13 protein-coding genes are annotated in these 16,698 nt (G+C 34.6%); 9 read left to right on the top strand and 4 right to left on the bottom strand.

Annotated elements, in window-relative coordinates; translation table 11 throughout:
- Positions 1–93: 93 nt before the first annotated feature.
- The 6 genes from rpoC to tuf all read left to right on the top strand — a co-directional run bounded on the left by rpoC (position 94) and on the right by tuf (position 8,758).
- A complete protein-coding gene (rpoC, locus tag GVY01_RS00390; protein WP_176745280.1) occupies positions 94–3,690 on the top strand; it encodes a DNA-directed RNA polymerase subunit beta' in 3,597 nt (1,198 codons plus the stop codon).
- Between the two features lie 145 nt (positions 3,691–3,835).
- Complete coding sequence (locus GVY01_RS00395) at positions 3,836–4,096, top strand: ribosomal L7Ae/L30e/S12e/Gadd45 family protein (protein WP_017637538.1); 261 nt, start codon at positions 3,836–3,838, stop codon at positions 4,094–4,096.
- Positions 4,097–4,185: 89 nt separating this feature from the next.
- Positions 4,186–4,599, top strand: coding sequence for a 30S ribosomal protein S12 (gene rpsL / locus GVY01_RS00400; protein ID WP_002451222.1), 414 nt, complete (start codon positions 4,186–4,188; stop codon positions 4,597–4,599).
- Between the two features lie 71 nt (positions 4,600–4,670).
- Positions 4,671–5,141, top strand: a complete 471-nt coding sequence (gene rpsG / locus GVY01_RS00405; protein WP_002451223.1) for a 30S ribosomal protein S7 — start codon at positions 4,671–4,673, stop codon at positions 5,139–5,141.
- Between the two features lie 119 nt (positions 5,142–5,260).
- Positions 5,261–7,342, top strand: coding sequence for an elongation factor G (gene fusA / locus GVY01_RS00410; protein ID WP_017637540.1), 2,082 nt, complete (start codon positions 5,261–5,263; stop codon positions 7,340–7,342).
- A 231-nt stretch (positions 7,343–7,573) separates the two neighbouring features.
- Positions 7,574–8,758, top strand: a complete 1,185-nt coding sequence (tuf, locus tag GVY01_RS00415; protein WP_017637541.1) for an elongation factor Tu — start codon at positions 7,574–7,576, stop codon at positions 8,756–8,758.
- A 252-nt stretch (positions 8,759–9,010) separates the two neighbouring features.
- On the opposite strand, the gene GVY01_RS00420 is transcribed toward tuf, so the two are convergent.
- The gene (locus GVY01_RS00420; protein ID WP_108000041.1) at positions 9,011–10,177 is read right to left on the bottom strand and encodes a M20 family metallopeptidase; all 1,167 of its coding nucleotides are present in this window, start codon (positions 10,175–10,177) and stop codon (positions 9,011–9,013) included.
- 171 nt (positions 10,178–10,348) lie between these two features.
- On the opposite strand from GVY01_RS00420, the gene GVY01_RS00425 reads away from it, so the two are divergent.
- From GVY01_RS00425 to GVY01_RS00435, 3 genes are all read left to right on the top strand, one after another.
- Positions 10,349–11,536 carry a glycine C-acetyltransferase gene (locus GVY01_RS00425; RefSeq protein WP_159333599.1) on the top strand — a complete coding sequence of 396 codons (1,188 nt, stop codon included), beginning with the start codon at positions 10,349–10,351 and terminating at the stop codon, positions 11,534–11,536.
- 66 nt (positions 11,537–11,602) lie between these two features.
- Positions 11,603–12,121: a GNAT family N-acetyltransferase gene (locus GVY01_RS00430; RefSeq protein WP_017637544.1), complete on the top strand. Its 519-nt coding sequence runs from the start codon at positions 11,603–11,605 to the stop codon at positions 12,119–12,121.
- 259 nt (positions 12,122–12,380) lie between these two features.
- On the top strand, positions 12,381–13,328 hold the full coding sequence (locus tag GVY01_RS00435) for an ornithine cyclodeaminase family protein (protein ID WP_017637545.1): 948 nt from the start codon (positions 12,381–12,383) through the stop codon (positions 13,326–13,328).
- 75 nt (positions 13,329–13,403) lie between these two features.
- Here the strand turns inward: GVY01_RS00435 and GVY01_RS00440 are convergent, their stop codons facing one another.
- The 3 genes from GVY01_RS00440 to GVY01_RS00450 all read right to left on the bottom strand — a co-directional run bounded on the left by GVY01_RS00440 (position 13,404) and on the right by GVY01_RS00450 (position 16,662).
- A complete protein-coding gene (locus GVY01_RS00440; RefSeq protein ID WP_017637546.1) occupies positions 13,404–14,174 on the bottom strand; it encodes a DeoR/GlpR family DNA-binding transcription regulator in 771 nt (256 codons plus the stop codon).
- Positions 14,175–14,331: 157 nt separating this feature from the next.
- Positions 14,332–15,567: an MFS transporter gene (locus tag GVY01_RS00445; protein ID WP_017637547.1), complete on the bottom strand. Its 1,236-nt coding sequence runs from the start codon at positions 15,565–15,567 to the stop codon at positions 14,332–14,334.
- Positions 15,568–15,594: 27 nt separating this feature from the next.
- On the bottom strand, positions 15,595–16,662 hold the full coding sequence (locus GVY01_RS00450) for an alcohol dehydrogenase catalytic domain-containing protein (protein ID WP_017637548.1): 1,068 nt from the start codon (positions 16,660–16,662) through the stop codon (positions 15,595–15,597).
- Between the last annotated feature and the right edge of the window lie 36 nt (positions 16,663–16,698).

Consider the following 16,698-nt stretch of genomic DNA (forward strand, 5'->3'; position numbering starts at 1 on the left):
TCTATATACTATAAATGTAAATCAATCAAATAGCACAGCTAATCTAAATTGAAGGAGGTAGGCTCCTTGATTGATGTAAATAATTTCCATTATATGAAAATAGGATTAGCTTCACCTGAAAAGATTCGTTCATGGTCTTATGGTGAGGTTAAAAAGCCTGAAACAATTAACTATCGTACGTTAAAACCTGAAAAAGATGGTCTTTTCTGTGAAAGAATATTTGGACCTACAAAAGACTGGGAGTGTAGTTGTGGTAAGTACAAACGTGTACGCTACAAAGGCATGGTATGTGATAGATGTGGTGTTGAAGTAACGAAGTCAAAAGTACGTCGTGAAAGAATGGGACACATTGAATTAGCAGCACCAGTTTCACATATTTGGTACTTCAAAGGTATCCCTAGCCGTATGGGTCTATTATTAGATATGTCTCCAAGAGCATTAGAAGAAGTTATTTACTTTGCTTCTTATGTTGTTGTTGACCCAGGTCCAACTGGTTTAGAAAAGAAAACATTATTATCAGAAGCAGAATTTAGAGATTATTATGATAAATATCCAGGTCAATTTGTTGCCAAAATGGGTGCTGAAGGTATCAGAGACTTATTATCAGAAATTGACTTAGATGAAGAACTTAAAACTTTACGTGATGAATTAGAATCTGCAACAGGACAAAGACTTACTCGTGCTATCAAACGTTTAGAGGTAGTTGAATCATTCCGTAATTCAGGTAACAATCCAGCTTGGATGATTTTAGATGTACTTCCAATCATCCCACCAGAAATCCGTCCAATGGTTCAATTAGACGGTGGACGTTTTGCAACAAGTGACTTAAACGATTTATATAGACGTGTTATTAACCGTAACAATCGTTTGAAACGCTTATTAGATCTTGGTGCACCTGGAATCATAGTTCAAAATGAAAAACGTATGTTACAAGAAGCTGTTGATGCTTTAATTGATAATGGTCGTCGTGGCCGTCCTGTTACAGGTCCTGGTAACCGTCCATTAAAATCACTATCACATATGTTAAAAGGTAAACAAGGTCGTTTCCGTCAAAACTTATTAGGTAAACGTGTTGACTATTCAGGTCGTTCCGTTATCGCAGTAGGTCCAAGTCTGAAAATGTATCAATGTGGCTTACCTAAAGAAATGGCACTTGAACTATTTAAACCTTTCGTAATGAAAGAATTAGTTCAACGTGAAATTGCAACAAACATTAAAAATGCGAAGAGTAAAATCGAACGCATGGACGATGAAGTATGGGATGTTTTAGAAGAAGTTATCGTAGAACATCCAGTATTACTAAACCGTGCACCTACACTTCACAGATTAGGTATCCAAGCATTCGAACCAACTTTAGTTGAAGGTCGTGCAATCCGTTTACACCCTCTTGTTACTACAGCATATAACGCTGACTTTGATGGTGACCAAATGGCTGTTCACGTTCCATTATCTAAAGAGGCTCAAGCCGAAGCGCGTATGTTAATGTTAGCTGCGCAAAACATCTTGAACCCTAAAGATGGTAAACCAGTTGTTACACCATCACAGGATATGGTATTAGGTAACTATTACCTAACATTAGAACGTAAAGATGCTGTTAACACTGGGGCAATCTTTAATGATACTAACGAAGTATTAAAAGCATATGCTAATGGCTATGTTCATTTACACACTAGAATTGGTGTACATGCAAGTTCATTCAATAATCCAACATTTACAGATGAGCAAAACAATAAAATTTTAGCTACTTCAGTAGGTAAAATTATCTTTAATGAAATCATTCCTGATTCATTTGCTTATATCAATGAACCAACTCAAGCTAACCTTGAAGGTAAAACACCTGATAAATACTTTGTTGACCCAACAGAGTTAGGTGAAGGTGGATTAAAAGAATTCTTTGAAACTAAAGAATTAACTGAACCATTCAATAAAAAATTCTTAGGTAATATCATTGCTGAAGTATTCAATAGATTTAGTATCACTGATACATCTATGATGCTTGACCGCATGAAAGACCTAGGATTTAAATTCTCATCAAAAGCAGGTATCACTGTTGGTGTATCTGATATCGTGGTATTACCAGATAAAAAAGATATTTTAGATGAGCATGAAAAATTAGTTGATCGTGTAACTAAACAATTCAATCGTGGTTTAATCACTGAAGAAGAACGTTACAATGCTGTCGTTGAAATTTGGACAGATGCTAAGGACCAAATTCAAGGTGAATTAATGCAATCACTTGAAAAAACAAACCCAATCTTCATGATGAGTGACTCTGGTGCCCGTGGTAACGCATCTAACTTTACACAGTTAGCAGGTATGCGTGGATTGATGGCTGCACCATCAGGTAAGATCATCGAACTACCAATCACATCATCATTCCGTGAAGGTTTAACAGTGTTAGAGTACTTCATTTCTACTCATGGTGCGCGTAAAGGTCTTGCCGATACAGCACTTAAAACTGCCGATTCAGGTTATCTTACTCGTCGTCTTGTTGACGTTGCACAAGATGTTATTGTTCGTGAAGAAGATTGTGGTACTGACAGAGGTTTACTTGTTTCAGATATTAGAGAAGGTACAGAAATGATTGAACCATTCATTGAACGTATTGAAGGACGTTACTCAAAAGAAACTATCCGTCATCCTGAAACTGATGAAGTGATTATCCGTCCAGATGAGTTAATCACTGCTGAAATTGCTAAGAAAATTACTGACGCTGGCATTGAACAAATGTACATCCGTTCAGCATTCACTTGTAATACACGTCATGGTGTATGTGAAAAATGTTATGGTAAAAACCTTGCAACAGGTGAAAAAGTTGAAGTGGGTGAAGCAGTTGGTACAATTGCTGCACAATCAATCGGTGAACCAGGTACACAGCTTACAATGCGTACATTCCATACAGGTGGGGTAGCCGGAAGCGATATTACTCAAGGTCTTCCACGTATTCAAGAAATATTTGAAGCACGTAACCCTAAAGGTCAAGCTGTAATCACTGAAATTGAAGGTGTAGTAGAAGATATTAAATTAGCAAAAGACCGTCAACAAGAAATTGTTGTTAAAGGTGAAAATGAAACTAGATCTTATCTAGCTTCAGGAACTTCTAGACTTAAAGTTGAAGTAGGACAATCAGTTGAACGTGGTGAAGTATTAACAGAAGGTTCAATTGAACCTAAAAACTTCTTATCAGTTGCTGGTTTAAATGCTACTGAAAGCTATTTATTAAAAGAAGTTCAAAAAGTTTATCGTATGCAAGGTGTTGAAATTGATGATAAACACGTTGAGGTAATGGTAAGACAAATGTTACGTAAAGTTCGTATCATTGAAGCAGGAGATACTAAGTTATTACCTGGTTCATTAGTTGATATCCACAACTTTACAGATGCTAACAGAGAAGCATTTAAAGAACGTAAACGCCCAGCAACTGCAAAACCAGTATTGCTAGGTATTACAAAAGCTTCTCTTGAAACAGAAAGCTTCTTATCTGCAGCATCATTCCAAGAAACAACTCGTGTACTTACTGATGCAGCTATTAAAGGTAAACGCGATGATTTACTTGGTCTTAAAGAAAATGTAATTATCGGTAAACTTATCCCAGCTGGTACTGGTATGAGACGTTATAGCGATGTTCAATTCGATAAAAACGTAGCTCCAGTTGCTAGTACAGAAGAAGAGGTAGACGTTACCGAATAGTTATTTAATCAAGAGACTAAACGAAAATTTTAGTCTCTTGATTCTTATTTATTTCATAAATGCATGAATAAATATTGACTATTGTAGTCATGTAATGTTACTATATTAAAGGTTGATGCAAGCAGAACTTTGGAGGATATTATAAATGTCTAATGAAAAAGTTGCACGCTTTAACAAACAACAATATGTAGTTGGTCTGAAGGAGACGCTTAAAGCGTTGAATAAAGATCAAGTTACATCATTGATTATTGCTCAAGACGTTGAGGTTCATCTTATGACTCGCGTGTTAAGCCAAATCAATCAAAAAAACATACCATATACACTTTTCTCATCTAAGAAGGATTTAGGAGAATATGTAGGTATTAATGTTAATGCAACAATCGTTGCTATATTGAATGAGAATTAGTAAGTTTTTACTTACTAAATTTTATTTAACCTTAAAATGAACCACCTGGATGTGTGGGATTAAAAAATGAAGAGAGGAGGACATATTCAATGCCAACTATTAACCAATTAGTACGTAAACCAAGACAAAGCAAATCAAAAAAATCTGATTCACCAGCTTTAAACAGAGGTTTTAACAGTAAGAAGAAACAATTCACTGAATTGAATTCTCCACAAAAACGTGGCGTTTGTACTCGTGTGGGTACTATGACACCTAAAAAACCTAACTCAGCGTTACGTAAATATGCACGTGTGCGTTTATCAAATAACATTGAAATCAACGCATACATTCCTGGTATCGGACACAACTTACAAGAACACAGTGTAGTACTTGTACGTGGTGGACGTGTAAAAGACTTACCTGGTGTGCGTTACCATATTGTACGTGGTGCACTTGATACTTCAGGTGTAGACGGACGTAGACAAGGTCGTTCATTATACGGAACTAAAAAACCTAAAAATTAATTTTTAAGATTACGTAAATTTTAAAAATAATGAAACACAATATACTATAATAGGAAGGGAGGATTTACATTATGCCTCGTAAAGGATCAGTACCTAAAAGAGACGTATTACCAGATCCAATTCATAACTCAAAATTAGTTACAAAATTAATTAACAAAATTATGTTAGACGGTAAACGTGGAACAGCTCAAAGAATTCTTTATTCAGCATTCGACCTAGTTGAAGAACGTAGTGGTCGTCAAGCCATTGAAGTATTCGAAGAAGCAATCGAAAACATTATGCCAGTATTAGAAGTTAAAGCTCGTCGTGTGGGTGGTTCAAACTACCAAGTACCTGTTGAGGTACGCCCAGAACGTCGTTCTACTTTAGGATTACGTTGGTTAGTTAACTATGCGCGTCTTCGTGGTGAAAAAACTATGGAAGAACGTTTAGCTAACGAAATCTTAGATGCAGCAAATAATACAGGTGGTGCAGTTAAGAAACGTGAGGACACTCACAAAATGGCTGAAGCTAACAAAGCATTTGCTCACTACCGTTGGTAAGATTGAAGCTTTTACCCTGAGTGTGTTCCAAACGATTGGTTTACCAATAATGGCTCATGCTTAGGGCATCGCCATATCTAAAGTACTTATTCAGTAATAACTGGAAGGAGAAAAAATACATGGCAAGAGAATTTTCTTTGAAAAATACTCGTAATATCGGTATCATGGCTCACATTGATGCTGGTAAAACTACTACGACAGAACGTATTCTTTATTACACAGGTCGTATCCACAAAATTGGTGAAACTCACGAAGGTGCTTCACAAATGGACTGGATGGAACAAGAACAAGATCGTGGTATTACTATCACATCTGCTGCAACAACTGCAGCTTGGGAAGGCCACCGTGTAAATATTATCGATACACCAGGACACGTAGACTTCACAGTTGAAGTTGAACGTTCTTTACGTGTACTTGACGGTGCGGTTACAGTACTTGATGCTCAATCAGGTGTTGAACCTCAAACTGAAACAGTTTGGCGTCAGGCTACAACATACGGTGTTCCTCGTATCGTGTTTATTAACAAAATGGATAAATTAGGAGCAAACTTTGATTATTCTGTAAGCACATTACATGACCGCTTACAAGCTAATGCTGCACCTATCCAATTACCTATTGGTGCTGAAGATGAATTTGAAGCAATCATTGACTTAGTTGAAATGAAATGTTTCAAATACACTAACGACCTAGGTACAGAAATCGATGAAATTGAAATTCCAGATGATCACAAAGAAAGAGCTGAAGAAGCTCGTTCAACATTAATTGAAGCAGTAGCTGAAACTAATGATGAATTAATGGAAAAATATCTTGGTGACGAAGAAATTTCAGTTGAAGAATTAAAAAATGCAATCCGTCAAGCTACAACTGATGTAGAATTCTACCCAGTTCTTTGCGGTACTGCATTCAAAAACAAAGGTGTTCAATTAATGCTTAACGCTGTAATTGATTACCTACCATCTCCTTTAGATGTAAAACCAATCGTTGGTCACCGTGCTAACGATCCTGAAGAAGAAGTAATTGCTAAACCAGACGATTCAGCTGAATTCGCTGCATTAGCATTTAAAGTTATGACTGACCCTTATGTTGGTAAATTAACTTTCTTCCGTGTTTACTCAGGTACTATGAGCTCAGGTTCATATATTAAAAACTCATCTAAAGACAAACGTGAACGTGTAGGTCGTTTATTACAAATGCACGCTAACTCACGTCAAGAGATTGACACTGTTTACTCAGGCGATATCGCTGCTGCGGTAGGTCTTAAAGAAACAGGTACTGGTGATACTTTATGTGGAGAGAAAAACGACATTATCTTGGAATCAATGGAATTCCCAGAACCAGTTATCCACTTATCAGTTGAACCAAAATCTAAAGCTGACCAAGATAAAATGACTCAAGCTTTAGTTAAATTACAAGAAGAAGACCCAACTTTCCATGCACATACTGACGAAGAAACTGGACAAGTTATCATCGGTGGTATGGGTGAGTTACACTTAGATATCTTAGTTGACCGTATGAAGAAAGAATTTAACGTTGAATGTAATGTTGGTGCGCCAATGGTTTCATATCGTGAAACATTCAAGCAATCAGCACAAGTTCAAGGTAAATTCTCTCGTCAATCAGGTGGTCGTGGTCAATATGGTGATGTTCATATTGAATTCACACCTAATGAAACTGGTGGCGGTTTCGAATTCGAAAATGCTATCGTTGGTGGTGTAGTTCCTCGTGAATACATTCCATCAGTAGAAGCTGGTCTTAAAGATGCTATGGAAAATGGTGTTCTTGCTGGTTATCCATTAATTGATGTTAAAGCTAAATTATATGATGGTTCATACCATGATGTCGATTCATCTGAAATGGCCTTCAAAATTGCTGCATCATTAGCACTTAAAGAAGCTGCTAAAAAATGTGATCCAGTTATCTTAGAACCAATGATGAAAGTAACTATCGAAATGCCTGAAGAATACATGGGCGATATCATGGGTGACGTAACATCTCGTCGTGGACGTGTTGATGGTATGGAACCTCGTGGTAATGCACAAGTTGTAAATGCTTATGTACCACTTTCAGAAATGTTCGGTTACGCAACTTCATTACGTTCTAACACTCAAGGTCGCGGTACTTACACTATGTACTTTGACCACTATGCAGAAGTTCCAAAATCAATTTCTGAAGAAATCATTAAGAAAAATAAAGGTGAATAATATAACTTGTTTTTACTAGCTATGCTAGGTTAAAATACAGGTTGAGCTTAGTTATAGGCTAATCACTTTTATGAATTGATTTTTATGGGTAAATGCATTATAAAGGAAGTATGAATTGAGTAATACTTCTTTTAGACTCAACTTAATCAATCATCTTCTCATGATGGTGAGAAACTATCATGAGAGATAAATTTGAAAATAACTTTTATTAAGAATAGGAGAGATTTAATAATGGCAAAAGAAAAATTTGATCGCTCAAAAGAACATGCCAATATTGGTACTATCGGTCACGTTGACCATGGTAAAACTACTTTAACAGCTGCAATCGCAACTGTATTAGCTAAAAACGGTGACACTGTTGCACAATCATATGACATGATTGACAACGCACCAGAAGAAAAAGAACGTGGTATTACAATCAATACTGCACACATCGAATATCAAACTGACAAACGTCACTACGCTCACGTTGACTGCCCAGGACACGCTGACTATGTTAAAAACATGATCACTGGTGCTGCTCAAATGGACGGCGGTATCTTAGTTGTATCTGCAGCTGACGGTCCAATGCCACAAACTCGTGAACACATTCTATTATCTCGTAACGTTGGTGTACCAGCTTTAGTTGTATTCTTAAACAAAGTTGATATGGTAGACGACGAAGAATTATTAGAATTAGTAGAAATGGAAGTTCGTGACTTATTAACTGAATATGACTTCCCAGGTGACGACGTACCTGTAATCGCTGGTTCTGCATTAAAAGCATTAGAAGGCGACGAAAAATACGAAGAAAAAATCTTAGAATTAATGCAAGCAGTTGATGACTACATTCCAACTCCAGAACGTGATTCTGACAAACCATTCATGATGCCAGTTGAGGACGTATTCTCAATCACTGGTCGTGGTACTGTTGCTACAGGCCGTGTTGAACGTGGTCAAATCAAAGTTGGTGAAGAAGTTGAAATCATCGGTTTACATGACACTTCTAAAACAACTGTTACTGGTGTAGAAATGTTCCGTAAATTATTAGACTACGCTGAAGCTGGTGACAACATCGGTGCATTATTACGTGGTGTTGCTCGTGAAGACGTACAACGTGGACAAGTATTAGCTGCTCCAGGTTCAATCACACCTCATACAAAATTCAAAGCGGAAGTTTACGTTTTATCTAAAGATGAAGGTGGACGTCATACTCCATTCTTCAGTAACTACCGCCCACAATTCTATTTCCGTACTACTGACGTAACTGGTGTAGTTAACTTACCAGAAGGTACTGAAATGGTTATGCCTGGTGACAACGTTGAAATGACAGTTGAATTAATCGCTCCAATCGCGATTGAAGACGGTACTCGTTTCTCAATCCGTGAAGGTGGACGTACTGTAGGATCAGGCGTTGTAACTGAAATCCACGAATAATTTATTATTCGATATAATTAAAGGCCCCGTTTAGGGGTCTTTTTTTATTTATAAAATATGTACTTTGAATTTTGCCTATATACCTCGTATTCATCTAATTACGAATTATACATACTCCATAATTAAGTTCAATATTACATATGAAATGTGTTAGCTTTTATATACAAAAACACCTCTAAATGAATGATTATTAATCATTTAGAGATGTTTGTAAGTTCATAATTATTTCAGGATAGATATCGGTTTATATTTTTAAAAAACTTTTTCAATTTCTAATATTTTTAAGAATTCACTTGCTGCATATTTGAATGCTGATTCATCTATATCAAAGTAGGGATTATGATGTGGTGCTGTGATCTGTTTATCTTTATTGCCACAACCTGTTAAGAAGAAAGCCCCAGGTCTCACTTTTAAATAATGTGAAAAATCTTCCCCAATCATCATTAAATCAGATTCATTAAAGCGTAAATGCATATCGTTAGCTGCTTGTTTAACAACTTCATAGGCTTGATCATGATTATGAAGAGGTAAATACCCTTTAATATAGTTAAAATCATATGTGATATCATTTGCTAATGCCAATCCCTGTAGTAATTTATCCATTTTTTGTTTAACATGACTTTGAATTTGTGTATCAAATGTACGCACTGTCCCTTTACAAAATGCACTATCTGGTATAACACTATCTGATGAACCAGCCTGTACCATACCAAATGTTAAAACAGCTTGTTTTACAGGATCTATAGTGCGTGAGATGATTTTTTGAGCACTTAAAATAAACTCAGCCATAATAACAATAGGATCAATAGTTTCTTGTGGTTTAGCGCCGTGGCCGCCTTTACCTTGAATTGTAATACTAAATTCATCTGGTGAAGCCATAATTGGACCTGGTCGTGAATATATGGTTCCTGTTGGATAGCCACTCCAAAGATGCGTACCGTAAATTTTATTTACGTCTTTTAAACAACCATCATTAATCATTTCTTGAGAACCACCAGGCATAATTTCCTCACCATATTGAAAGATAAAAACGACATTACCTTTAAGTAGGTGACGATGCTCATTTACTATTTCAGCAACACCTAATAGTATGGCTGTATGACCATCATGTCCACACGCATGCATACAACCATCGTTTTTAGATTTATAAGACACATCATTTAGTTCTTGAACTGGTAATGCATCAAAATCAGCACGAAATGCGATAGTCGGTCCATTTTCTTTTCCTTTAAAAGTTGCTTTAATTCCGTTTCTACCTACTGGAGTTTGAATGTCACATGACAATTGGCTAAGTTGATTAACTATATAGTCATGTGTTTGCTTCTCTTCAAAAGAAAGTTCAGGATATTGATGTAAATAACGTCGCAGTTGAATCATTCTTTTTTCTTTTTTACTAGCCAATTGAAACCAATCAAACAAAACGATCACTTCTTCCGTATTATTATGATAATTAGTATATCACTATCTAATGTTACAAAATAGTTGAAAATGAATATTTATTTTTTAAAATTACCACGAGTGATAGGGCTTTCATGAAAGGCTAAATTGATGTATTATAAAGACAAATAGAGAAACAAGGGGGATATCGTTGTGGTTCAATCACTACATGATTTTTTAGATGAAAACATTAATTATTTGAAAGAAAATGGTTTATACAATGAAATAGATTCAATTGAAGGTGCTAATGGTCCAGAAATTAAAATTGAAGGTAAAACTTATGTCAATTTAAGTTCAAATAACTATTTAGGATTAGCAACAAATGAAGATTTAAAAGAAGCTGCTAAAGCTGCGATTGATACACATGGTGTTGGTGCTGGTGCTGTACGTTCTATTAACGGTACGTTAGATTTACATGATGAATTAGAAGAAGCATTAGCTAAATTTAAAGGTACAGAAGCTGCAATTGCATACCAATCTGGATTTAATTGTAATATGGCTGCGATTTCAGCTGTAATGAATAAAAATGACGCTATTCTGTCTGATGAATTGAACCACGCTTCAATTATTGATGGTTGTCGTTTATCTAAAGCGAAAATTATTCGTGTGAATCATTCAGATATGGATGATTTAAGAGCAAAAGCTAAAGAAGCTGTAGAATCAGGTCAGTATAATAAAGTAATGTATATCACTGATGGTGTGTTTAGTATGGATGGCGATGTTGCTAAACTGCCTGAAATTGTTAAAATAGCTGAAGAATTTGGTTTATTAACTTATGTAGATGATGCACATGGCTCTGGTGTAATGGGTAAAGGTGCTGGTACGGTTAAACACTTTGGCTTACAAGATAAAATTGATTTCCAAATTGGTACATTATCTAAAGCAATTGGTGTTGTTGGAGGTTATGTTGCAGGAACTAAAGAATTAATTGACTGGTTAAAAGCACAATCTCGTCCATTCTTATTCTCTACATCATTAGCGCCTGGAGATACAAAAGCTATTACAGAAGCAGTTAAAAAATTAATGGCTTCAACTGAATTGCATGATCAATTATGGGAAAATGCTCAATATCTTAAAGATGGTTTAGCAAAACTAGGATTTGATACAGGTGAATCAGAAACACCAATTACACCAGTTATTATTGGTGATGAAAAAGATACGCAAGCATTCAGTAAACGATTAAAAGAAGAAGGTATATATGTTAAGTCAATCGTATTCCCTACAGTGCCAAAAGGTACGGGTAGAGTAAGAAATATGCCTACAGCAGCACATACTAAAGAAATGTTGGATAAAGCTTTAGCTGCTTACGAAAAAGTAGGAAAAGAACTTAACATTATTTAATATAAGAATAATAAATAAAGCACTCATTAACTGTGAGTGCTTTTTTAATACCTTGAGGTGAACATTATGGATGTTGTAGATGAACTACGCCAACTTGATTATAAAGATGAACAATTATTCCTACAATATATTAATGAGTGGTATGAACATAATGAGAAGATTGTACCAAGTAATACAGATATAAAGAAATATACTAGTTTCAAAGATATGGTGGACTATATTAATCAACCTAAACCTAGGGAAGATTGGGTTGAAACCAATACATTTTTTTATTTTAAAAATGGAAAAATTGTAGGAGCAGTTAACATTAGATATGAACTTAACGAACAATTAACTCGTATTGGCGGTCATGTAGGGTATGGTGTAGCAAAATCACAACGTGGTAAAGGCTATGCGACTGTTATGCTAGGAAAAGCGATAGATATTTTAAAAACGTATCAAATAAAAAATGTGCTAATGACGTGTAATCCTAAAAATTTTGCATCACAAAAAGTTATAAAATCATATGGAGGATACGAAATAGAACCATATATCAAAAAGAATGGATTACCAGTTAAAAGATATCATATACCTATTAATAACTAAAAAAAGCCAAAAAAAAATCATTCTCCAGTGTAGGAGAATGAATGTCGTCAAAAGTTAAATTAAATAGTTTTGTTTAGTTAAACAAAATCGCAGAGATAGTTAAGACACAATAATGTCCAACTGTCTCTTTATTTATGTTTTTAAGAATAGCATGAATACAGTTTGAGAACAATATAAACTTTAATTTGCCAACATTTTTTTATAAAATATCGGGTATTAGGTATATAAATGAATAATTAAATTTTATGGAGGAAAAGGAATGCTATATTTAAATGAAAAAGATCAACAACAATTATTAAATATGCGTGAAGTAATAGATGAAGTAGGAGAATCCTTGAAAGCTTTTTCAGAAGGTAAGACTGAAACACCATTACGATATTCAATTCCTTTTAATGATGAAAATAGATATTTAGTTATGCCTGCGTTATCTGATGCCTTAAAAATTGTGGGATTAAAAACAGTTACATTTGCACCTAAAAATCCTGAAAAGGGTAAATCAACTATCAGTGGATCAGTAATTTTGAGTGATTATGAGACAGGTGAAACGTTATCAGTCCTAGATGGAGGCTATTTAACTAAAATTAGAACAGGTGCAATTTCTGGTGTAGCAACAAAATATTTGGCTAGGGAAGATGCACGTACTTTATGTGTAATTGGTGCAGGAGAACAAGCAGAAGGATTAATTGAAGCTGTTTTAGCTGTTAGAGATATTGATACTATTCATTTTGCAAGTAGAACGACGGAAAAAGCTGAGCGTTTAGCAAAACAGTCACAAACAACATATGATGTTAACGTAAAAGTATTTGAAAATGCTGATGAAGCAATAGAAGGTGCAGATATTGTTGTGACAGCTACTAATTCTTCACATCCTGTGTTTAGTCGAACTTTAGAAGCGGGTGTACATCTAAATGCGGTAGGTTCTTTTAAACCAGATATGCAAGAATTACCTTCTGAATCAATGAAAGTAGCAGATAAAATTATTGTTGAATCTACAGAAGCTGCAATGGAAGAAACAGGAGATTTAAAAATTCCTGAACAAGAAGGCATATTATCTCAAGAATCACTTTATGCAGAACTTGGTGACATTGTTGCTGGGAATAAACAAGGACGTATTAATGATAACGAAATCACTTTATTTAAATCAGTAGGCTTAGCAATTGTAGACATTGTAGTTGCCAATTATTTTTATAAAAAAGCTCAACAATAAAAACAAAGTGAGGTGGAAAATGTACTATTTCTACCTCACTTCTTTATTTTTGTATGCGATAGTAAAATTTTTGCTTTATTGATAATCACTTGGATTAATGGAGATCACATTAGGAATTGTTTTTTTGTATTCTTGTAAATCTTCATGATTATCGGTAATCAACGTAGTAATTTTGTTAGTTGGACAAACTTGATAAAATGCTACTTTATTTAACTTTGAACTATCTGTTAACATGTAAACCTCTTTAGACTGATAAACCATTTGGCGTTTAGCATCTACGAATTCTTCGCTGTAGTGCGTCACGCCTTTTAATGCATCCATAGCAGGTGTAGCTAAAAATGCTTTCATAGAATTAAATGATTGCAAGGTTTGAGTAGTAATTAATCCATTTAATACATAATTATTATGATAAAGTGTACCACCAGTGACAATCACTTTATGGTTAGAAGAACGAAGAATAGAAGCAATATGAATGTCATTAGTGATAATAGTTAAATTTTGCTTTTGTAAAATAGCTTTTGCAAATAATAGAGTGGTAGAACCTGAATCAATAATTAATGTATCTCCATCATTTACAAATTCAGCAGCTTTGTATCCTATACCTAATTTTTCATAATAGTAAGAAGTTTGTCTATCATCGAAATTTAATTCACTATAAACATTTTCATTATTTAGTACGACACCACCATGGGTACGTCTGATTTGGTTGTATTGTTCAAGTTTTACTAAGTCACGACGAATCGTTGCATCGTGTACGTTAAATTCTGTTGCTAATGTATGAACAGTAGCAGTTTTATATTTAGTTAAATAAGCAATGATTTTTTGTTCTCTTTCAGCAGGTAACATATAAAACGTCTCCATTCAGTAATTTTGATAATAAAAATGATAAGATTAAGTCGATTTTAATTATAGTATATCAAATACATAATAAAGGCTGTAGATGAAAGTATGACAATGAAATGATCATCATATATTCAGTCTACAGCCTATAAATTATTTAACGTTATTCCGTTTCACCATATTGTTGACTCTTCGGCATTTTAATGAAGAATGTTAGGATTGTACTAATAAAGTATATAATTCCTAAAATCCAAATTACACCTAAATCTCCAAGTGGCTCTAAGAAAATTCTAACTATCATTGGTCCTATGAATACTGGTAAACCAGCACCTAAGTTTAAGATTGAAAGTGTTGCGCCTTTATCTTTTTTAACAAGTGAAGGAATTAATGCAGTTAATGGTACATAAGCTGCAATAAAGATTCCCCAAGCAACGCCAACAATTGTTAATAAAATAATGTTACCGTGTGACCATATTGGGACATAACCCATTAATAGACAAGAAACACCACTACCGATACCACCAAAGATCATTACAGTATTACGCCAACCAATTTTATCTCCAATAATACCCCAAATAAGGTTGAATACGATATTACCGAAGAAGATAGCAGACCAAACAGCTAACCATTTTGAAGTTGGTATTCCGTATGATTCTAGATATAAAGGTAAGAAAATAGGGAATGCAAATTGTGCAGTAGTGTTAATAACACGCACAATACCACCTAATAATACTTTTGGTTCTTCAACTACAATAGTGAAACCTTTCATCATTTCTTTTAATTTAGCTTTAGCATTACTTTTATCTGTAGGTAATTTATCTCTATTTAAGACAATAGCTAAAAAGCCACCTAAAATTACCCAGAATAATGAACTCCATAATGTTCCAATATGACCTAAGTATTTAATCGCATAGATAGAATAAAACGCACCTAATACGTTTAGTCCACCAGTAAATACTAGCCAGAACCAACCAACAGCTGCACCCAATGTGCGTTGTTCTGAACGGTATGAAATCCATACTAAGAATGAATATGCAAATAATGGATAACCTAAACCGCGTAGTGCATAAGCTGGATACATAATTGCTAAGTTTTCAGATGGTAATGCAATACCAACGAAACAAATAGTTCCTATAATGTATAAAATCAAGCCGATAAACATTGTACGTTTACCACCGAATGCTTCAGCAAATACGCCACTAAACCAACTTGCAATTGCGACTGTGATACCATAACAACCAAATAGCCAACTCACTTCATTAGAGCTGAAACCATTATGTTGTAAATAAGGACTTAACCAACCAATTTCTAGGCCGTCTCCCATCATAAATATTAAAATCCCTATGTAACCCCAAACAATTTGTTTGGGCATACCTAAAAATGTTGTCTTATTCATCATTTGTTATCTCCCCTTAGATACAATGGTTTATGACCAGTGATATCTTAAATAAGTTTTTTTCCAACCTTTGTGAGCAGCAGTATCATCCATTGCTTTTTTCAAATCCTCTGTACTATGGATATCATAGTAATCATCAGGGATTAATTTTTTAAGTGCTTGTTGATAGTCTTTATTTTCGAATGAAGCAATTAATTGTTCGAATTCATGTTTAGTACTTCTTGAACTACCTGAAAGTGTTAAACCTTTCTCTAATACGTCACGTGTATTAATACCTACTAAATCTTCTGTTACACCCATTAACACGATTTGACCTTGTCTATCGATTAAGTCAATTGCTTGGTTAATAGCAGATTCAGAGAATTTTCCACCGCAACATTCAAATACAGTATGAACACCTTTATGACTATTGAAATCATAATCATTAACTAGATGTGTAGTTGCAAAGTTTTCAAATGATTTTAATTTTTCTTCAATAGCACCGAAGACAATTAAGTTTTCTTGTTCAATACCATAGATATAATGTAAAGCTGTTGCAGCTAAATATCCAACTGGTCCGTCACCAAATACAGCTACTTGTGGAGAAGATTTAGTTGTGATTTCTTTTAATTGATTGATTGGGAATAATGATACTGAACAAAGTTCAGCTAATAACGCAACATCTTCATCTAATGTATCTGGAATTTTAACGATGTTGTCACCAGGTACTACCATTCTATCTTGGCAAATACCATCATAACCGCTACCCATAAATACGGCATTTTCATCATAGTTATCAAGTAAATCTGTTTCTTCAAAATCACCAGCTCTTAAACGAGAAGGAATATTAGGTACGATAACTACTTTATCTCCTTTTTGATAATCAGGATGTTTAGAATCTTCAATAGTACCGATACCTTCGTGGAATAATGCCATTGGTAATTTTTTCTCTAGTGCTTCTTTACGTCTATTACCTGTGTAATATCTTAGGTCAGCGTGACAGACACTTGCTTTTTCTGGATTAACAATAACATCACCATCTCTAAACTCATGATTTATTGTTGTATATTCAAATTCGCCTGGTTGAATAAGACGATATGCTTTTGATTCAATGCTCATTTCTGTTCATCTCCCTTTAATTTCTGTTCATTTTTA

Source organism: Staphylococcus sp. 8AQ, assembly GCF_902506595.1.
Taxonomy (GTDB): Bacteria; Bacillota; Bacilli; order Staphylococcales; family Staphylococcaceae; genus Staphylococcus; species Staphylococcus pasteuri.